The 18750-nt window shown below is 71.5% G+C and carries 21 protein-coding genes; 9 read left to right on the top strand and 12 right to left on the bottom strand.

All coding sequences use genetic code 11. The features are described 5' to 3' along the window. The first annotated feature begins 63 nt into the window (after positions 1-63). Positions 64-1320 (top strand): threonine ammonia-lyase IlvA, encoded by a 1257-nt coding sequence (gene ilvA, locus AB0G28_RS20575; RefSeq protein WP_361090893.1) that lies wholly within the window; start codon positions 64-66, stop codon positions 1318-1320. A gap of 20 nt (positions 1321-1340) precedes the next feature. Beyond that, positions 1341-1910: an NADAR family protein gene (locus AB0G28_RS20570; protein ID WP_361090890.1), complete on the top strand. Its 570-nt coding sequence runs from the start codon at positions 1341-1343 to the stop codon at positions 1908-1910. 90 nt (positions 1911-2000) lie between these two features. Here AB0G28_RS20570 and AB0G28_RS20565 read toward each other — a convergent pair whose 3' ends face one another. Continuing rightward, positions 2001-2756 (bottom strand): acyltransferase, encoded by a 756-nt coding sequence (locus AB0G28_RS20565; protein WP_361090887.1) that lies wholly within the window; start codon positions 2754-2756, stop codon positions 2001-2003. 52 nt (positions 2757-2808) lie between these two features. On the opposite strand from AB0G28_RS20565, the gene AB0G28_RS20560 reads away from it, so the two are divergent. Next, the gene (locus tag AB0G28_RS20560) at positions 2809-3771 is read left to right on the top strand and encodes a nucleoside hydrolase (protein ID WP_361090884.1); all 963 of its coding nucleotides are present in this window, start codon (positions 2809-2811) and stop codon (positions 3769-3771) included. Positions 3772-3845: 74 nt separating this feature from the next. Continuing rightward, positions 3846-4931: a C40 family peptidase gene (locus tag AB0G28_RS20555; RefSeq protein WP_361091163.1), complete on the top strand. Its 1086-nt coding sequence runs from the start codon at positions 3846-3848 to the stop codon at positions 4929-4931. 7 nt (positions 4932-4938) lie between these two features. Here AB0G28_RS20555 and AB0G28_RS20550 read toward each other — a convergent pair whose 3' ends face one another. The 3 genes from AB0G28_RS20550 to AB0G28_RS20540 all read right to left on the bottom strand — a co-directional run bounded on the left by AB0G28_RS20550 (position 4939) and on the right by AB0G28_RS20540 (position 7804). Beyond that, on the bottom strand, positions 4939-5838 hold the full coding sequence (locus AB0G28_RS20550; protein WP_361090881.1) for an oxidoreductase: 900 nt from the start codon (positions 5836-5838) through the stop codon (positions 4939-4941). A gap of 131 nt (positions 5839-5969) precedes the next feature. Then, entirely contained in the window at positions 5970-6629 is a 660-nt protein-coding gene (locus AB0G28_RS20545) for a Clp protease N-terminal domain-containing protein (RefSeq protein ID WP_361090878.1), read from the bottom strand. A gap of 2 nt (positions 6630-6631) precedes the next feature. Continuing rightward, complete coding sequence (locus AB0G28_RS20540) at positions 6632-7804, bottom strand: MFS transporter (protein WP_361090875.1); 1173 nt, start codon at positions 7802-7804, stop codon at positions 6632-6634. Positions 7805-7921: 117 nt separating this feature from the next. Between AB0G28_RS20540 and AB0G28_RS20535 the strand changes: the two genes are divergently transcribed. The 3 genes from AB0G28_RS20535 to AB0G28_RS20525 are packed head-to-tail and all read left to right on the top strand — an operon-like array spanning position 7922 to position 10397. Then, positions 7922-8350 (top strand): MarR family transcriptional regulator, encoded by a 429-nt coding sequence (locus AB0G28_RS20535; protein WP_361090872.1) that lies wholly within the window; start codon positions 7922-7924, stop codon positions 8348-8350. A gap of 41 nt (positions 8351-8391) precedes the next feature. Beyond that, entirely contained in the window at positions 8392-8964 is a 573-nt protein-coding gene (locus tag AB0G28_RS20530; RefSeq protein ID WP_361090869.1) for a PadR family transcriptional regulator, read from the top strand. A gap of 11 nt (positions 8965-8975) precedes the next feature. Then, on the top strand, positions 8976-10397 hold the full coding sequence (locus tag AB0G28_RS20525; RefSeq protein WP_361090866.1) for an FAD-dependent monooxygenase: 1422 nt from the start codon (positions 8976-8978) through the stop codon (positions 10395-10397). A 7-nt stretch (positions 10398-10404) separates the two neighbouring features. Here the strand turns inward: AB0G28_RS20525 and AB0G28_RS20520 are convergent, their stop codons facing one another. After that, positions 10405-10923, bottom strand: coding sequence for a GNAT family N-acetyltransferase (locus AB0G28_RS20520; protein WP_361090863.1), 519 nt, complete (start codon positions 10921-10923; stop codon positions 10405-10407). A gap of 10 nt (positions 10924-10933) precedes the next feature. Further along, positions 10934-11821 (bottom strand): TetR/AcrR family transcriptional regulator C-terminal domain-containing protein, encoded by an 888-nt coding sequence (locus AB0G28_RS20515; protein WP_361090860.1) that lies wholly within the window; start codon positions 11819-11821, stop codon positions 10934-10936. A 140-nt stretch (positions 11822-11961) separates the two neighbouring features. On the opposite strand from AB0G28_RS20515, the gene AB0G28_RS20510 reads away from it, so the two are divergent. Further along, positions 11962-12624: a DUF2306 domain-containing protein gene (locus tag AB0G28_RS20510; RefSeq protein ID WP_361090857.1), complete on the top strand. Its 663-nt coding sequence runs from the start codon at positions 11962-11964 to the stop codon at positions 12622-12624. 104 nt (positions 12625-12728) lie between these two features. After that, on the top strand, positions 12729-13694 hold the full coding sequence (locus tag AB0G28_RS20505) for a chitinase (protein ID WP_361090854.1): 966 nt from the start codon (positions 12729-12731) through the stop codon (positions 13692-13694). 1 nt (position 13695) lies between these two features. Here AB0G28_RS20505 and AB0G28_RS20500 read toward each other — a convergent pair whose 3' ends face one another. From AB0G28_RS20500 to AB0G28_RS20475, 6 genes are all read right to left on the bottom strand, one after another. Continuing rightward, a complete protein-coding gene (locus tag AB0G28_RS20500; protein ID WP_361091160.1) occupies positions 13696-14526 on the bottom strand; it encodes a LysR family transcriptional regulator in 831 nt (276 codons plus the stop codon). A 16-nt stretch (positions 14527-14542) separates the two neighbouring features. Then, complete coding sequence (locus AB0G28_RS20495) at positions 14543-14920, bottom strand: DUF427 domain-containing protein (protein ID WP_361090851.1); 378 nt, start codon at positions 14918-14920, stop codon at positions 14543-14545. Between the two features lie 62 nt (positions 14921-14982). Then, positions 14983-15747, bottom strand: a complete 765-nt coding sequence (locus tag AB0G28_RS20490; RefSeq protein ID WP_361090848.1) for an HAD family acid phosphatase — start codon at positions 15745-15747, stop codon at positions 14983-14985. Between the two features lie 81 nt (positions 15748-15828). Further along, a complete protein-coding gene (locus AB0G28_RS20485; protein WP_361090845.1) occupies positions 15829-16995 on the bottom strand; it encodes a class I SAM-dependent methyltransferase in 1167 nt (388 codons plus the stop codon). Position 16996: 1 nt separating this feature from the next. Then, entirely contained in the window at positions 16997-17962 is a 966-nt protein-coding gene (locus AB0G28_RS20480) for a class I SAM-dependent methyltransferase (RefSeq protein WP_361090842.1), read from the bottom strand. A gap of 4 nt (positions 17963-17966) precedes the next feature. Beyond that, complete coding sequence (locus tag AB0G28_RS20475) at positions 17967-18746, bottom strand: enoyl-CoA hydratase-related protein (RefSeq protein ID WP_361090839.1); 780 nt, start codon at positions 18744-18746, stop codon at positions 17967-17969. Positions 18747-18750 lie beyond the last annotated feature (4 nt).

Below are 18750 nucleotides of genomic sequence, written 5' to 3'. Positions count from 1 at the left end.
CCCTTTGATGCCCCCGGGAGCCCGGCCGGTTGCCCGCGACGCCCGAGTCGTAGATTCACCGGGGTGCACGACATCGACACGGTGACCGCGGCGACGATCGAAAAGGCCGCCGAGCGGCTGGCCGGGGTGGTGACCCGGACCCCGCTGGAGCCGAGCGCCCGGCTGTCGGCCCGCGTGGACGCCCAGGTCTGGGTGAAGCGCGAGGACCTCCAGACGGTCCGGTCGTACAAGATCCGCGGTGCCTACAACTTCATCGTCCAGCTCGACGAGCCGACCCGCGAGCTCGGCGTCGTCTGCGCCAGCGCGGGCAACCACGCCCAGGGCGTCGCGTACGCGTGCCGGCGGCTGGGCGCGAACGGCCGCGTGTACGTCCCCGGCACCACGCCGCGGCAGAAGCGGGAACGCATCGCCACGCTCGGCGGCGCGCACATCGAGGTCATCGTCGTCGGCGAAACGTACGAAGACGCCTTCGCCGCGGCCAACGAGGACGCCCAGCGCACCGGCGCGACGCTGGTGCCCGCGTTCGACGACGTCCGCACGGTCGCCGGCCAGGGCACCGTCGCCCTGGAAGTCGTCGAGCAGCTGGGCTTCGTCCCGGACGTCGTGGTCGTCCCGGTCGGCGGCGGCGGGCTGCTCGCGGGGGTCGGCAGCTGGCTGCGCGAGCGGCACCCGGGCGTCCGGATCGTCGGCGTCGAACCCGCGGGCGCGGCCTGCCTGGCCGCGGCCCTCGCTGCCGGGCACCCGGTGCGGCTGCCGGAGCTCGACTCGTTCGTCGACGGCGCCGCCGTGCGCGAGGCCGGCGCGGTGACCTACCCGCTGATCCGCGAAAGCGGCGCCGAGCTGACCGCGGTCGCCGAGGGCGCGGTGTGCACCGAGATGCTGGCGATGTACCAGTCCGACGGGATCATCGCCGAGCCGGCGGGCGCGCTCGCGGCGGCGGCGCTCGGCACGGTCGTCGACGTCGCGCCCGGTCAGACCGTCGTCTGCCTGATCTCCGGGGGCAACAACGACGTCAGCCGCTACAGCGAGATCCTCGAACGCTCGCTGATGCACGAAGGGCTCAAGCACTACTTCCTGGTCAGTTTCCCGCAGGAACCCGGCGCGCTGCGGCTGTTCGTCGAGCAGGTGCTCGGCCCGGAAGACGACATCACCCGCTTCGAGTACGTCAAGCGCAACAACCGCGAGACCGGCCCCGCGCTGGTCGGTGTGGAAATCGCCCGGTCGGCCGACCTGCCGGGACTGCTCGCCCGGATGGACGCGAGCCCGCTGCAGGTCGAGCGGATCGAGCCCGGCAGCCCCCTGTTCCACTTCCTGCTCTGAGGACGTGGTCCACTAGGCGGATGGTGAAGGTCGACGGGGTCCGCAGTGTCGAGGCGTTGCGCGAAAAAGTCCACGAGGGTGCGGAGCCCGAATACCTGCTGTTCTACGGCCACACGCCGTCGAAGTCGGGCCGGGTGACGGCGAGCTGCCTGAGCCAGTGGTGGCTGGACCCGTTCGAGGCCGACGGCGTCGAGTACCCGACCGCCGAGCACTACATGATGGCGGGCAAGGCGCTGTTGTTCGGCGATGTCGAGAAGGCCGAGCTGATCCGGTCGACGCCCGACCCGAAGACGGCGAAGGTGCTCGGCCGCGAAGTCGCCGGGTTCGACGCCGCGACCTGGGAGCGGCACCGGTTCGACATCGTCGTCGACGGCAACCTGGCCAAGTTCCGGCAACACCGCGACCTGCGCCGGTTCCTGCTCGGGACCGAGGACAAGGTGCTCGTCGAGGCGTCCAAGAAGGACCTCGTCTGGGGCACCGGGCTCGCGCGCGAGGAGAAGAACGCGACGAAGCCGGACTACTGGCGCGGGCTGAACCTGCTCGGCTTCGCGCTGATGGAGGTCCGGGACCAACTGCGGAACCGGTCGTAGCGGGCCGGTTCCGCTCATGTCTTGAACGAGTCGTTCAGGACGCGGGAGGTCCTGAACGACTCGTTCAAGACATCGCAGCCCCCACGCCGGCTACTGCTCGCCGAGGGTCTTCTGCAGCGCCTTGTTCGCCTTCCGGGCCATGTCGGCGACGGCCTCGCGACGCGCGGCGTCGGCCGCGTAGTCGTCTTCGCGGTTACGGACGACCCGGGCCGGCGCGCCGACCGCGATCGAGTAGTCCGGAATGTCACCACGGACGACCGCGTGCGCGCCCAGCACGCTGCCACGGCCGATGCGGGTGCCCTTCAGCACGCTGACCTTGGTGCCGAGCCAGGTGTCCGGCCCGATCCGCACCGGCGACTTCACGATGCCCTGGTCCTTGATCGGCACGTGGATGTCCGCAATGACGTGATCGAAGTCACAGATGTACACCCAGTCGGCGACCAGCGTGGCCGCGCCGAGCTCGATGTCGAGGTAGCAGTTGATCACGTTCTGGCGGCCGAACACGGACTTGTCGCCGATCCGCAACGAGCCCTCGTGGCAGCGGATGGCGTTGCCGTCGCCGATGTGGACCCAGCGGCCGATCTCCAGCCGCCCGTAGCCGGGACGGCAGTGGATCTCGACGTCCTTCCCGAGGAAGAGCATCCCCCGCAGGATGATGTGCGGGTTGGCCAGCCGGAACTTGAGCAGCCGGTAGTACCGCACCAGGTACCACGGCGTGTACGCGCGGTTGCGCAGCACCCAGCGCAGCGAGTCGGCGGTCAGGAACTTGGCCTGCCGCGGGTCCTGCCGGGCGCGGCGCCAGGCCCGCACCCGCGACAGCGCGGGCGCACCCCACATCGACGTCATGCCCGTGACCGTAACCTGTGTGCGGGACGGGTTCGCAGGCAAGGGGAGCTGGATGGGCACGAAGCTGATCATCGACACCGACCCGGGCGTCGACGACGCGCTGGCGATCGCGCTGGCGGCGCTGTCCCCGGACGTCGACCTGCTGGGCGTGACGGCGGTTTTCGGCAACGTCCCCCTCGACCGCACGACGGCCAACGCGCGGCGCCTGCTGGAACTGTTCGGCCGCGCCGACGTGCCCGTGGCGGCCGGGGCCGCGCGGCCGCTGGTGTACTCGAAGCCGCGTGACGCGAAAGAGGTCCACGGCGGTGACGGCCTGTCGGGCCACTCCTACACGCTGCCCGAGGCGACGCGGCCCCAGGACGAGCGCGACGCCGTCCGCCTGATGCTCGACCTGCTGGAAGCGTCCGACGAGCCGGTGACCATCGCCCCGATCGGGCCGCTGACGAACATCGCCGCGCTGCTCGCGGCGCACCCGGGCGCGGCGGCGAAGATCGCGCGGCTGGTGATCATGGGCGGCGGGGTGACGTTCGGCAACAGCACGACCGCCGCCGAGTTCAACGTCTGGAGCGACCCCGAAGCGGCGCGCCGCGTGCTGGTCGAGGAGGACGTGCCGGTCGTGCTGGTGCCGCTGGACCTGACCCACCGCTGTGCCGTCGACGGCGAGTGGCTGGCGAAGCTCGCGGCGTCGGGGCCGGTCGGCGCCACGCTCGAAGGCCTGACGTCGACCTACCGCCAGCACTACACGCGCGTGTTCGGCGAAGACCGGATGGTCATGCACGACGCGGTCGCGGTCGCCGAGGCGATCTCGCCGGGCATCCTGCGCACCGAGACCTACCGCGTCGACGTCGACTGCGGCCTGGGGCCGGCCCGCGGGCAGACCCTGGTCGACCGGCGGCGGCTCGGTGAGGACGATCCGCAGTTCGTGCCGGGCCGGCCGATCGAAGTCGCGATGGACACCGACCTCGACGGCCTGCGCGGCTTCGTCCTCGACCGGCTGACCGGGGCCGCCCGGTGAGCGAGGAGACCGAGGTCGTCCCCGAAGAGGCGGAAGAGACGGCCGGCGAACCGCGTCGTCGCAAGCCCGTCGTCGTGATCGCCGCGGTGGTCGTCGTCGCGGCCGCGCTGGTGACCGGCGTCCTGCTGGCGCCGAAGCAGGAGGAGACCACGAACGCCGCCGCGACGGCCTCGCCGACACCGACGCCGACGCCGTCTGTCGCGAAAACGACCACGCCCCCGCAGACCTCGGCGCCGCCGAAGGTGCCGGAAGCGAGCGAGTTCGACGCCTGGGCGTCCAAGACCAGCCAGTGGCTCGACGTCCCGCTGCGCGCGATGGTCGGCTACGCGAAGGCGACGACGAAACTGGGCAAGGACGTCCCCGGCTGCCACCTTTCGTGGGTCACGCTGGCCGCGGTCGGAAAAGTGACCACGGATCACGGCCGGGTGCAGGGTGGGCAGCTCGGCACCACCGGCGTGCTGGACAAGCCGCTCGGCACCGTCGAGGTGCGCGACTTCTACAACAAGGTCGTTTCGACGGCGAACGCGGCCGGGCCGATGCAGCTGTCCCCGGCGATCTGGGGGAAGTACCAGGCGAGCGCGTCGGGCGGGAAGCCCGATGTCCAGAACATCGACGACGCCGCCCTGACCACGGGCCGCGCGCTCTGCGCCGACGGTCACGACCTGTCGCAGGGCCAGGTGTGGTGGAACTCGGTGAGCACGCTGCAGCCGGCGCCGCTGTTCCTGCACCGCACGCTGGCCACGGTGAACGTCTACGGCACGGTCGGCCAGGGCTCGGCGCCGCCGAACCCGGCGGTGCTGAGCGCGGTGAACTTCGCCATCGACAAGATCGGCCTCCCCTACATCTGGGGCGGCAACGGCACCGGCGGCAACGACCCGGGCTTCGACTGCTCGGGCTTGACGACGGCGGCGTACGCGAGCGCCGGCGTCAAGCTGATGCGCACGGCCGACACGCAGTTCCGGAGCGTGCCGCACGTGACCGACCCGCAGCTGGGCGACCTGATCTTCTACGGCGAACCGGCAACGAAGATCCACCACGTCGGCCTCTACATCGGCAACCAGCAGATGATCGACGCCCCGCAGACCGGCCAGGCGGTGCAGGTCCACTCCTACCGCCGGGACGGCGACGACTACGCGGGAGCGGGCCGCCCGACGGCTTGAGCCGGGCTCACCTTTCCGGTGCCGCCCGGTGGACGGCGTCGAGCCGGGCCAGGTCGTCCGGCGTGAGCCGGAGGGACCCCGCGGCCATGTTGTCCTCGAGATGACCAAGGGTCCCGGTGCCGGGAATGACGAGCACGTGCGGTCCGCGCTGCAGCGCCCAGGCGAGGCGGACCCGCACCGGGCTCGCGCCGTGCGCCCGGGCGATGGCGAGGACCTCCTCGGGCTCGTCGCCGCCGGCGCCCGCCTCGCGGCCGGCGCCGGCGATCGCGAAGAACGGCACGAACGCGACCCCCTGCTCGCCGCAGCTGTCGAGGAAGGCGTCCTGGTTCTTCCGGTAGCCCAGGCCGTACGCGTTCTGCACGCACACCACCGGCGCGACCGCCTGGGCCTGCGCGAGGTGCGCGGGCCGCGCGTTGGAGATGCCGAGGTGCCGGATCAGGCCGGCTTCGCGGAGTTCGGCCAGGACGGCGAAGTGCTCGGTGATCGAATCGAGCCCGCCGACCCGGAGGTTGACCAGGTCGAGGTGGTCGCGGCCGAGCTGACGCAGGTTCTCCTCGACCTGCCCGCGCAGCTGCCGCGGGGTGGCCAGGGGCAGCCACTCGCCGGAGGGATCACGCGACGGTCCCACCTTCGTCGCGATGACCAGATCGGCCGGGTAGGGCGCGAGCGCCCGGTTGATCAGCTCGTTGGCCGAACGCAGCGACGAGAAGTAGAACGCCGCCGTGTCGATGTGGTTCACGCCGAGTTCGACGGCCCGCCGCAGCACGGCGATCGCCTGGTCCCGGTCACGCGGGACGGCGTCGGCGGCGAACGCCTGGCCGTTTTGCGGCAACCGCATCGCGCCGAAGCCGATGCGGTTGACCGTCAGGTCGCCGAGCGTCCAGGTACCGGGCAGGTTCGTGATCACCAGCGGATGATGGCACCGGCCCGGTCGCCGACCGCGGGCCGGTCGGTGTCGGGGTGCTCGACCCCGCAGGTTCCGCGGATCCGGATGGTCATGACGTCGGTCTGGAAACCCGGCCGAGGCGGAGGTCAAGATCAGCCACGGAGGTGGCGGACGAGGGCGCGGAGCTTCTCGATCTCTTCCACCATGGCCGCGACCTGGGCTTGGCCCGCCCATTCGGCGAGGAGTTCGGCGCGACGCCGCATCGCCGCCCGCTCGCCCTCCCGGATGACGGCCGCGCGTTCGTGGTCGTGCGCGTCGACGGCCGCCTCCTTCAGCTGCCGCGCCTGGGCGATCAGGGCGTTCAGCTTCCGGATGGCCGGCGGGAACAAGGTCTCCGGCTCCTCGACGGGGTCCCGCGCGAGTTCCTCCCGGACGTCGTCCGGCGAGACGGGCAGCGCACCCGACTCGGCGAGCGCCAGCAGGAGCCGCGAGGAGCAGTCCCGGTCCGTGTCGGCTTGGTCGACCAGGGCCTGGGCCTCCGGCGTCAGCTCTACGCGGCGTTCCTCCTTCAGCACACGCAGGAAAGTCTCGATGGCGGCGGACTCCGTGCCGGGTCGCGTGCCCGGCCGGAACCGCTCCACCAACGCGGCCGGGTCCACGCCCAGCTCCGACAGCACCCGCAAGGCCCGGCTCTCCCCCGCGGTCAGCAAGCCGAAGGCCAAGTGCTCGACGGTGATCGGGCCGCCCGCGTCGTGCGCGGCGGACGTCGCGCGGTGGAGCACCCAGCTCATCTCGATGGCTTGTTCCGGCACGGTCACCCCTTCTCCGAGTTCAGGCCGCTGACCACCGATTCCCGCACGCGCAGCGAAGGCGCGAGGAAGAAAATCCCGAAAGTGACCACGACCGCCGACGACAGCGCCCAGTGCAGGCCGACGCGGGTGGCCAGCGCCCCGACCAGCACCGGTTCGACCAGGAAGCCAAGATATCCGCAGGCCGCGACGGCGGCGACCGCCAGGCCCGGCGCGTCCGCCTCCTTGCGGCTCGCCACGCTCCACGCGATCGGCACGATCCCGGCCACGCCGAGCCCGACCACCGCGAAGCCGGCCACCCCCGCGACCGGCCACGGCGCGGCGAGGACCACGGCGAACCCCAGCACCGCGACGATGGTCGCCACGCGGACGAACCGCACCGCGCCCGTCCGCGCCACGACGCGGTCGGCGACCAGGCGGACCGCGATCATCGTCCCGGAGAAGGCGAAGTAGCCGAGCGAGGCGAGCGCGGGCGTCGCGCCGGTGACGTCGGCGAGGTACACCGCGCTCCAGCTGTTGACCGCGCCTTCGGCGACGAACCCGCAGAACGCGATCAAGCCCAGCGGCACCAGCGCCCGGCTCGGCCACGCGAACGCCGCGTCGCCCTGACCGCGGTCGGCGCCGGTGAGGAACCGGGTCCGCGCCGCCCACAGCGCGAGCGCGAGCAGGACCGCGCCCGCGACCGGGAAGTGCACCGACACCGGGACTCCCGTGGCCTCCATCAGCGCGTCGACGCCCGATCCCGCGAGGCCGCCGATGTTCCAGAAGGCGTGGAAGCCGGCGAAGATCGGGCGCCCGTAGCCGTCTTCGACGCGGGCCGCGTGCGCGTTCATGGCGACGTCGAGCAGGCTGTTGCCCACCCCGAGCACGACGAGCGCGGCGACGAACACCGGCGCCGCCCACGCGAACGCGACCAGCGGCAGCCCGGCGCACAGGACGACCGCGCCCAGCACGACGGCCGCGCGGCTGCCGATCCGGGCGAGCAGCGCCCCGGCGCCGAGCAGCGCCAGCACCGATCCGGCGGCGAGACCGAACAGCCCGGTCGCCAGTTCTCCCGTGCTCAGCCCGAGCTGCTCCTGCACCGCCGGCACCCGGGCCAGCCAGGTCGCGAACGCCGCGCCGCACACCGCGAACACGACCGAAACGCCCACGCGGGCCCGCGTCAACTCCCCAGTCACCCGGCCACCCTACGGATGATCCGCCCGTCCGCGGCTCGGCGAAGTCCTTGAGCCACGACCCGGTCTGTCCCGAGTGGACACTGCGCGACCGGCCGAGGGGTGTGTAAGGTCCCTGTCATGAGTCCAGCCACGACCGGCGACCGGCCCGGCTACCTGCTCAAACGCGCCCAGCAGGCGTTGCACCAGGCCTGCACCGACCGGCTGCGCCCCCTGGAGTTGTCGATGTCGCAGTACGCCGTCCTGCGCGCGCTCGACGACCACCCCGGCGCGTCGTCGGCCGAACTCGCGCGGATCACCTTCGTCACGCGGCAGTCGCTGCGAGACGTCCTGAGTGGCCTGCGCTCGGCCGGATTGGTCACCGTCGCCGAGCAGGCGAGCACCGGCCGCGCGCGCCCGGTCGCGCTGACACCGCCGGGCCGCGCGAAACTGCGCACCGCCGAGGACCTCGTCACCCAGGTCGAGGCACAAATGCTCGGCGACCTCTCGGCCGACCAGCGGCGTTACCTGGCGGACCTCCTGCGCGCTTGCGTCGACAACCTCGCTTGACGGACGCCGTATAGTCGGTTCCGACTAATAGGGAGCGACTAGTGCCGCGCAAGATTCGCAACACCCTCGCCCTGGCCCTGCTCGGCCTGCTGCTGGAACGCCCGATGCACCCGTACGAAATGGCGTCCACGCTGCGCGAGCGGTACAAGGACTCGACGTTCAAGATCAACCCCGGCTCGCTCTACGACACGGTGGAGTCACTGGCGAAGCACCGCTGGATCGAGCCCGTCGAGACAGTCCGGGAGGGCAACCGGCCGGAGCGGACCGTCTACGCGCACACCGAACTCGGCCGCCAGGAGTTCATCGCCTGGCTCGACGAACTGGTCCGCGAGCCGGTCGCGGAGTACCCGAAGTTCGTCGCGGCCGTGAGCTACCTCGGCGCGCTCGGCCCGGAACGCGCCGCCGACGCGCTGGAGGAACGCGCGCGCCACCTCGCCGAACGCATCGACGGCGCGGACACGGCACTGGCCGAGACCGTCGGCAAAGGGGCACCGCGGCTGTTCATGATCGAGGTCGAGTTCGTCCGGCACGCCTGGCGGGCCGAGCTGGACTGGGCCCGCCGCACCGCCGCCGAAATCCGGTCCGGCTCCCTGCCCTGGCCCGAACACTTCTGAGGGGAAGAGCCATGCCCGAAACCGACGTCCTCATCGCCGGCGCCGGTCCCGCCGGCCTGCTGCTCGCCGCGGAGCTCGCCCTTGCCGGCGTCCGCACCACGATCGTCGAACGCCACGCCGAGCGCCCGCCGTACTGCCGCGGGTTCAACCTCAATTCGCGCTCGCTGGACCTGCTGGCCCGCCGCGGGCTGGCCGAAGGACTGGTCGCCGAGGGGCACCGGGTGCCGCACGCGCCGGTCACCGGCCTGCCCGGGCCGCTGCTGCTCGCGGACGCGGCGACGGACCACCCGTTCTCCCTGGGCATCCCGCAGACCCGCGTCGAGGAGGTCCTGGAGGCGCGAGCCATCGAGCTCGGCGCCGAACTCCTGCGCGGGCACGAACTGCGGACGTTCACCCAGGACGACGACGGCGTCACCGCGGAGCTCCACAATGGACACTTCCGGTGCCGGTACCTCGTGGGGTGCGACGGCGGGCGCAGCACCGTGCGCAAGCAGGCGGGCATCGCCTTCCCCGGAGTCGACGCGCGCTGGTTCGCGCTGCTCGGCGACGTCGAATGCGAACTGCCGTACGGCCCTTCGTCCGGACCGGACGGCCGGAGCTTGTTCGTCATCCCGCGGCCCGGGTACGTCCGGATCGTCGTCCGGGAGGACGACCCGCCCGCCGACAAGGACACGCCGGTGACGCTGGACCGGCTCCAGGCGCAGGTGGACGCGGTGCTGGGCCGGCACGTCGAACTGCGGGCACCCCGCTGGCTGAGCCGGTTCGGCGACGCGGCACGGCTGGCCGAGCGGTACCGCTCCGGACGGGTCCTGCTGGCGGGCGACGCGGCGCACATCCACCCGCCCGCGGGGGCGATCGGCGTGAACGTCGCCCTCGACGACGCGTTCAACCTCGGCTGGAAGCTCGCGGCGACGGTGCGCGGAACGGCGCCCGCGGACCTCCTCGACACCTACCACGAGGAGCGGCACGCGGCGGGCGAGCGGATCCTGGCGAACACGCGAGCGCAGGTGGCACTCGAGGAGGCCGGCGCGGAGCCGTGGGCGGACCTGATGCGCCGCTTGGCCGCGCACCCGGCGGGAAACCGCGCGCTCGCCGAGATCATCACCGGGCTGGACGCCTGCTACGAGCCGGGCGGCCACCCGTGGCTGGGCCGCTTGGCGCCGGACGTGCCGTTGACGGTTTCCGGCACGCGGACGCACCTGGCCGCGCTGCTGCACGCCGGCCGGCCGGTACTGCTGGACCTGACGGGCGCCTTCGCGTCGTGGTCGGCGGCGATCGACGTGGTCAGCGCGTCTTGGTCCAGTTCGGACATCGAAGCGGTACTTCTGCGGCCGGACGGTCACGTGGCCTGGGTCGGGACCTCGGGTGACGCGGGACTGGCGGAGGCGGTCCACCGGTGGGTCGGCGACGTTCCGGTGCCGGCATCCGCCTGAACCGGTGTCAGCTCGGGCGGTCCAGGACCGCCCGCTGCTCGACCCGGCCGTCCAGGGTGAACTTGCTGTGCGGGGTGAAGCCGAGCTTCTCCACCACCCGGGCCGACGCCTTGTTCACCGGCTCGTACACCGCCAGCAGCCGGTCGGCCCAACCGGCCTCGAAGGCCTTGTCCCGCACCGCTGTCGTCGCTTCCGTCGCGTAGCCGCGGCCCCAGCCCGAGGGCGCTATCCACCAGCCCATCTCCACCGCCGGGACGCCGAGGCCCGACTCCGTCGCGTTGCGGCGGACCAAGGACACCACGCCGTCGAAGGAACCCGGTGCCGCGGATACCGCGAACCAGCCGAAGCCGTGCTCAGCCCAGTGCGCGAGCGTCGCGTTGTGCTTGGCGAGCGTGTACTCGCGGGTCCACGGCTCGCCCGTGCCCACGTACCGGACCGTCTCCGGGATCTGGGCCATCGCGAACAGTTCGTCGAAGAAGTCTTCGGACCACGCGTGCAGCGTGAGCCGTTCCGTGGTGATCAGCACCGCGTCCAGTCTAGTGTTCGCCCAGCAGCACGGCGATGCCGTCGAGCTGGCGGCGCAGGCCGAACTCGAACGCCTCGTCGAGGCCGACGTCCTCGAGGCCGGTCAGCACCTCCGCGAGCACCGGGAACCGGCCCGATTCCAGGTAACCGGCGAGCAAGGCCATGTCCGACGCCAGCCGCTGGTCGCCCGTGATGCCGGTGTCCTGTTCGGCCTGCACCTCGAACGCGTTGCTCACCGCCAGCCCGCCGACCCAGCCGTTGAGCGTCATGACCACCTGCAGCTTCACCCGCCGCTTCAGCCCGGTGCCGGCCAGCGCGCGCAGCGACCAGTCGACCAGCCGCAGCCCGGACGCCAGCACCGGCGGCCGGACCAGCGAGTTCAACAGGATCGGCGCGAGCCACGGGTGACGCCGGTAGGCCCGCCATTGCGCGCGGGCGGCCAGCTCCAGCCGCGGCCGCCACGGCGCCGGGCCCGGTTCCGGCAGCTCCGCCTCGCCCAGCGCCACGTCGGCCATCAGCCGGAGCAGCTCGTCCTTGTCGGGGACGTGCCGGTACAGCGCCATCGGCCCGACGCCCAGCTCGGCGGCGAGCCGTCGCATCGACAGCGCGGCGAGGCCTTCGGCGTCGGCGAGCGTGATGGCCGCGCGGACCAGGCTGTCGCGGCCGAGCGGCGGCTTGACCGGCGTCCGGTCGGCGACGACGGTGCCGCTGCCCGGCACCGCGCGCACCCAGCCCTGCTCGCCCAGCGCGGACAGCGCTTTCGCCGCCGTCGCCATCGCGACGCCGAACTCGCGGACCAGCGCGCGGGTCGACGGCACCCGGTCACCCGGCCGCAACTCCCCCGCGGTGATCCGCCGGCGCAGGTCCGCCGCGATCCGCAGGTAGGGCGCTTCGGCCACGAACACTCCATCCGTACTAGAACACTCCACGGGCACACCTAGAACGGTTTCAGGGTACTCACCCATTAGTCACAAGAGTAATTGTCGATCGAGCGCGCTCTTCATACGGTTCGAATACACCGTACGAAATGGGGGCAAGCGTGACGAAGATCGAACAGCACACGAAACCGTGGTGGCGACGCCCGTGGGTCTTCCCGCTGGGGCTGCTCGTCACGGTGTTCCTGGTGTATTCACTCCCGCCGTACCTCGGGCTGGACCCGGCGCGGTCACGCATCCCGGCTCCCACCGGCTGGTACTACCCCGTGCTCGTCACGCACATCGGCTTCGCGACGATCGCGATGGTCACCTGCGCCCTGCAGATCTGGCCGTGGCTGCGGCAGAAGCACCCGGCGGTGCACCGCCGCACCGGGCGCGTGTACGTGTTCGCCGGCGCGATCCCGGCGTCGGTCGCGGGGTTCGCCATCGCGCTCGCGGCACCGTTCGGGCCGGTCGGCGCCGTGTCGAACGTCCTGCTCGCGACACTCTGGTTCGGCTGCACCGTGCAGGGCTACCGGATGGCGCGGGCACGCCGGTTCGGCGACCACCGCCGCTGGATGGTCCGCAGTTTCGCACTGTGCCTGTCGATCATCAGCAACCGGATCTGGGGCGTGGTGTGGGCGATCGTCCTCGCCCCGCAGGTGGACACCACCTTCGGCGGCAGCGAACTGGCGATGGGCCAGGCGATCGCCGGGATCACCACGTGGACCGGCTGGGTCGTCCCGCTCCTGGTGGCGGAGTGGTGGCTGACGCGGCGCCGGACCTGAACGGGTTCCCGGTCAGCGGGGTACCCCGATCGGCCTATGGTCCGGACCATATTAATGGTCTATACCAATCATGACCGGAACTCCTTCGTCGTGGAGGTTTCCCCATGCGTCTCCGTTCCCTGCTGGCCGCGCTGGCCGGCGTCACCCTGCTGAGCACCGGGCTCGCCGCCCCCGCGGGCGCCGCGGCCGGCTCGCCGATCCCGGTCGGGCCCTACGTCGACATGGGCGCCTGGCCGACGCCCAGCCTGTCGGCGATGTCCAAGGCGAGCGGTGTCAAGGGCTTCACGCTCGCGTTCGTCAACTCCTACGGCTGCAAGGCCAGCTGGTTCGGCGCCTACGACCCGCGCACGGCGTGGCAGAAGGACGAGATCACCAAGATCCGCAACGCCGGCGGCGACGTCAAGATCTCCTTCGGCGGCGCGTCCGGCATCGAGCTGGCGCAGGCGTGCAGCACGTCCGCGCAGGTCGCGGCCGAGTACGACGCCGTCGTCAAGGCGTACGGCCTGAAGTACGCCGACTTCGACATCGAAGGCGCGGCCGTCGCCGATCCGACGTCGATCGCCCGCCGGTCCCAGGCCTTGAAGACGCTTCAAAACAACAACCCCGGCTTGAAGATCTCGCTGACGCTGCCGGTGCTGCCGAACGGCCTCGACGCGAACGGGCTCAACGTCGTCAAGGCGGCCAAGGACGCCGGCGTGAACCTCGACCTGGTGAACATCATGGCCATGGACTACTACCAGGGCGCCGGTGACCAGGGCGCGAAGGCGATCGCGGCGGCCAAGGCGACGCAGGCGCAGCTGAAGTCGCTGTACGGGCTGAGCGACTCGGCGGCGTGGAAGAAGGTCGGCGTGACCCCGATGATCGGCGTCAACGACTCGCAGAACGAGATCTTCTACCAGAAGGACGCGAAGGCGCTGGTCGCCTTCGCCAAGACCGTGCACCTGGGCATGCTGTCGTTCTGGGAGCAGGGCCGCGACGCCAACGCGTGCACCGGCGCGCTCTACAAGTGCACCAACGTGCCGCAGTCGCCCTACGAGTTCGCGAAGATCTTCGCCGGCTACACCGGGTGAGTCACCACCGGGCGGCGTCCGCGAGCAGTGCGTCCCGCACCGCCGCCGGACCCGCCCGGCACGGCTCGGTCCGCGTCACCGCGAACAGCGTGTTGATCGGCGGCTCCTCCGGCTCCAGCAACGCGACCAGCGCACCCGACGCCAGCTCCTCCGCGCAGAGGTACCGCGGGAGGACGCTGACACCGAACCCGGCCAGCACACACGTCAGCACCGCGCGCAGGTCCGGGACGACGACCGCGGGGCCGGACGGCGGACGCCCGCCGAGCACTGCTCGCCAGTAGCGGCGGATGATCGGCAGGTCCTCGGCGTAGGCCACGAGCGGCGCCGTCCGGGGGTCACCGTCGAAGCCTCGGCGGGCGACCAGGACGAACTCCTCGTCGGTCAACGGCGTCGCCGTGAACCCGCGGCCGCGGGGACGGATCGTGGAGACCACCAGGTCGAACCGCCGCTGCGCGAGCCCCGCGAGCAGGTCGTCGGCCAGGCCGAACGTCACCCGTAGTTTCAGGCCGGAAGCGACCAGGCCCGCCACCGCGGGCAGCACCCGCACGGTCGTCAGCTCCGCGGGACCGGCCAGGTGCACCGGTGCCGCGAACGGGTCGGCCGGGCCCGGCGCGACCTCGGACAACGCGTCGACGTGCGGAGCGATCCGGGCGGCCAGCTCGTCGGCGGCCGGGGTCGGCGTGACGCCCCGGGCGCGGCGGACGAACAGCTGCCGGCCCAGCTGGTCCTCCAGGGCCCTGACCTGCGCAGTCACCGTCGGCTGGGACAACCCCAGCGACGGTGCCGCGCCGGTCAGCGAACCCGCCCGGTGGACGGCCAGGAACGTCCTCAGCAGGTCGAGGTCCAGCTCAGTCCTCGACCAGCTCGATGGAGTCCACGACGTTCGGGTAGAACGCGACGTGGTCCTTGATCGGCGCCACCGCGTCGTACGGCTTTTCGTACGTCCAGACCGCGTTCTCGGCCTGCACGTCACCGACGTTCAGGCTGTAGTAGCCGGCCTCGCCCTTGTACGGGCAGTACGTCTCGTGGGCGGTGCGCTCCAGCACCGCGGAGTCGACGTCGGCCAGCGGGATGTACTGGACCGCCGGGTACGTCGATTCCTGCAGGGTGAGCGCGTTGCGGCTGTCGGCGACGACGCGCCCGCCGGCTTTGACCACCACGCGGGCCTTCGTCGGCTCGACGGTGATCGGGTGGTCCGGGCCCGGCTGCAGAACCTGCTTCGCCATGTCAGCTCCCTGAGTGTCCTGTGTCTCAGGTGCAGCACGCCGGAGCGGGCGGATATTCCGGGTCAGGGCAGGTAGTACATCGGGTTCGGCAGCTTCACGGGACGCAGTGCGTAGCCGCCTTCGAGGTCGCTGAACTGGTCGCCGAGGTTGAGGACGATCTTCGCGCCGGTCGCCTCGATGTGCGCCCGCGTGCCCGACTTGTACTGGACGGTGTTGCAGGTCAGCCCGCACGGCAGGTAGTCGGGCGCGGTCGTCTTCGGCTTGAAGAACGCGCCCGCCGGGGCCGGGTAGCCCTCGTTGGCCAGGTTCTTCAGCGACTGCGGGCCCTGGAACTCGTTGCGGCCGGTCAGGAAGTACACCTTGACGCCGTGCTGCGCCGCCCAGTTGGCCAGCTCCAGCACCGGCTTGTTCGCCACGAACGTGCCGTTGTCGATGGCCTGCTGCTGCTTGACCGGGTCGAAGCCGAAGTCGTTGTCGGCTTCCCAGCCGTAGGTGACCTCGGAGGTGTCGTCGACGTCCAGCACGACCGCGGGGTTCTTCACCCGGCCGAGCTGCTGCTGCAGGAAGCGCTTCGCGTCCGAGACGATCCGGGTGGTGTCCTTCGCGAACTGGCTCGTGTCGGAGTAGTGGTGCTTGCCCGCGGCGTCGAGGTAGTCGCCGTAGTACGCCTTGACGTCCAGCTTGACCTGGCCGATGTTGGCAGGCTCCTTCGAGCGCGCGGCGGTCGATTCGTCCGAGCCGGCCAGCGCGGTGGCTCCCGAGGCGACGGTGGCGCCGACGGCCGCGGCGGCGGCGAGCTTGACGAGACCTGACCATTTCTTCGACACGGCGAACCCTCCAGTGGAACTTGACGACCCGGGGAACCTACGTGACGTTCACCGGGAGTTCCACCCTTCGAAAGTTTCTGTTCATGTGACGCGTTCGGCGTGGCACAGGAACGCCACGGGTGATCGTCCGATCCGCGTCAGCACGACCGAGGCTTCCGTCCCACCGCGGGGTTTCAGCCGGCGCCGCAGCGCGTCGGGGTCGACGTCCAGGCCGCGGACCAGGATTTCCAGCCGTCCGACGTCGTGCCGTTTGAGGACGGCCTTCAGCGCCTTTTCGCTGTAGGGTCCCTGCTCCAGGACGCGGAAGGCGCGCACCCCCGGCGGCGGGGTGTCCCCGGTCAGGTACGCGATGCGCTCGTCCAGCTGCCACAACCCGTGCCGTGCCGCGTAGTGCCGGACCAGGCCCGCCCGGACGACGGCGCCGTCCGGGTCGACGATCCACTCCCCCGGCTCGCGCGCGGGCAGCTCGTCGGGCTCGGCGTCGGTGACCGTCCACTGTGTGCCGTCCGAACGCAGGACCGTCGCCCGGCGCGTGACGCCCGTGCCGAGGCCGCGCCAGAGGCAGGATTCGCGCACTTGGCCGTCCAGGGACACCAGCTCGACCTCGTCCGCCCACGGTGTGAGCGCGAAGTCCAGACCGGGCGCGCACTTGATCGCCAGCGGACGTCCCGGGTACACCTCGACCAGGCCGTCGAGCGGCGGGGCGAAGTCGGCGGGTTTCCACGCCCGCCGCCCGGCCGAGTCCCGCCGGGCCGGGTCCGCGACGACGACTCCGGAGCGGCTGACCGGCCGCAGGGCGTCGGCCCGAGCGAGTCCGAACGCGACACCGGCGGCAAGCCCGTTGTGGCGTGCCATTTCCAGCCGCACCGGGTCCACATCGGACCCGAGAGTGCGCCGCGCCACCCGCGCGATTTCGACGAGGTCCGCACCCACCGAGCACGTGACGTCGTGGACGTCGAGCCCGGTCAGGCGCGCGGCCCGGTGCCGCGCCACGATCGACGCGCTCGCCTGCTGGAGCGCGTCGGAGGTGAACAACCAGTCCGCACCGGACAGCCTGCCGACGGCTTTCCGCCGCAGCAGCATGGTTTCCAGGACGGCGGCCGCGTGCTCCTCACCCACGAGACGGCGGACGGCCGCCACGGACGTGATCGGGTCGGTCAGCGGCAGCGCCGAGACCTCGGCGAGCGCCGCCGCACCCGCGTCGGAACGCAGGTAGGCGACGTCGCCGAGGCTGAACGGATAACCCAACTCAGGACGGCCGCTTGGTCCCGGTGATCATCACGTTGTAGAACAGCTCGCGCGGCAGGATCTTCGACAGCACCTTCTTGTCCACGGCGGACAGCCGCAGCCACAGGTGGTAGGCGAACATCCGCCACCGCACGGTCAGCTTCTCCGAAGGCACCGCGGCCTCGAACGTCCGGATCGGCCAGCCGGCCAAGGCGGCGGCGAACTCCTCGGTGACGGCACGGACATCCTGGGCGCCGGCTCCGCGGGCCCACGACTCCAGCTCCGACGGGTCGAAGGTGTGGATGTCGACCACGGCTTCGAGCGCGGCGGCGCGCGAGGACTCGTCGAGCTCCTCCTGCGGACGCCGCCAGCCGCGCAGCGCGGGCAGCTTCGTCACGCGGGTCGTGAGGAACCAGGTGAACTGGCCGAGCTTGCGGGCGTAGAAGTCGCCGACCTTGGTCGGCTCGCCGGCGAAGACGAACCGGCCGCCCGGCTTGAGCACGCGCAGCACCTCGCGGAACGCCGCCTGGACGTCCGGGATGTGGTGCAGCACCGCGTGCCCGACCACCAGGTCGAACGTGTTGTCCTCGTACGGGATGCGCTCGGCGTCGGCGACGCGGCCGTCGACGTCGAGGCCGAGCTTCTCGGCGTTGCGCAGCGCGACCTGCACCATGCCGGGCGAGAGGTCGGTGACCGAGCCCTTCTTGGCCACGCCACCCTGCATCAGGTTCAGCAGGAAGAAGCCGGTGCCGCTGCCCAGCTCCATCGCGTGCTGGTAGGGCTGGCCGTCCTCGCCCGCGACGGCGTTGAACACGTCGGTGGCGTAGGAGATGCAGCGCTCGTCGTACGAGATCGACCACTTCTCGTCGTAGGTGCCGGCTTCCCAGTCGTGGTACAGCACGTTCGCCAGCTTGGGGTCGGCGTAGGCGGCCTGGACCTCTTCGGCGGTGGCGTGCGGGTTCGGCGCCGGGTCGTTCACGTCGGTCAAGGCGTCATTTCCCTTCGAAAGTGGCCTTGCCGGGCCCGTTTTCGATGAACGACTTCATGCCGTTCTTCTGGTCTTCGGTCGCCCACAGGGCGGCGAACAGGTGCGACTCGAGCTTGAGCGCGTTCTCCAGGTCCAGGTCGAGACCGCCGTCGATGGCCGCCTTCGCCGCGCGCAGCGCGATCGCCGGACCTCCTCCGAACTGCGCGGCCCACTTGTGCGCGGCCGCGTAGACGTCGTCGGGCGCGACGACCTCGTCGAGGATGCCCAGCCGCAGCGCCTCTTCGGCCTTGACGAACCGGCCGGTGAAGACGAGGTCCTTGGTCTTGCTCGGGCCGATCAGCCGGGCCAGGCGCTGGGTGCCGCCCGCGCCGGGGATGACGCCGAGCTGGATCTCGGGCTGGCCGACCTTGACGTTGTCGCCGGCGACCCGCCAGTCGGCGGCCAGGGCCAGCTCGAGGCCGCCGCCGAGGGCGTACCCGGTGATGGCCGCGACGACCGGCTTCGGGATGTTCGCGATGGCCGCGACCGTGCCGGTGAGGGTGGCGCCGAACTTCGCGATCTCCGGGTACGTGCGGGCGGCCATCTCCTTGATGTCCGCGCCGCCGGCGAAGGTCTTCTCGCCGCCGTAGAGGATCACCGCGCGGACGTCGTCGCGCTCGGTCACCTCTTTCGCCAGCTCGGCGAACTCCGCGGTGACCTGGGCGTTCAGGGCGTTGACCGGCGGCCGGTCGAGCCGGAGGGTACCGACCCCGTCCTTGACCTCGAGGGTTACGAACTCTCCCACGCCA

It is taken from the genome of Amycolatopsis sp. NPDC021455, assembly GCF_040640995.1.
In the GTDB taxonomy this organism is placed as follows: domain Bacteria; phylum Actinomycetota; class Actinomycetes; order Mycobacteriales; family Pseudonocardiaceae; genus Amycolatopsis.
This window is presented reverse-complemented; position numbering and strand designations above follow the sequence as displayed.

Coding starts and splice junctions, on each gene's coding strand:
- AB0G28_RS20570 (WP_361090890.1), top strand. CDS start 1,341: ATGGTGAAGGTCGACGGGGTCCGCAGTGTCGAGGCGTTGCGCGAAAAA.
- AB0G28_RS20565 (WP_361090887.1), bottom strand. CDS start 2,756: ATGACGTCGATGTGGGGTGCGCCCGCGCTGTCGCGGGTGCGGGCCTGG.
- AB0G28_RS20560 (WP_361090884.1), top strand. CDS start 2,809: ATGGGCACGAAGCTGATCATCGACACCGACCCGGGCGTCGACGACGCG.
- AB0G28_RS20535 (WP_361090872.1), top strand. CDS start 7,922: ATGAGTCCAGCCACGACCGGCGACCGGCCCGGCTACCTGCTCAAACGC.
- AB0G28_RS20525 (WP_361090866.1), top strand. CDS start 8,976: ATGCCCGAAACCGACGTCCTCATCGCCGGCGCCGGTCCCGCCGGCCTG.
- AB0G28_RS20505 (WP_361090854.1), top strand. CDS start 12,729: ATGCGTCTCCGTTCCCTGCTGGCCGCGCTGGCCGGCGTCACCCTGCTG.
- AB0G28_RS20495 (WP_361090851.1), bottom strand. CDS start 14,920: ATGGCGAAGCAGGTTCTGCAGCCGGGCCCGGACCACCCGATCACCGTC.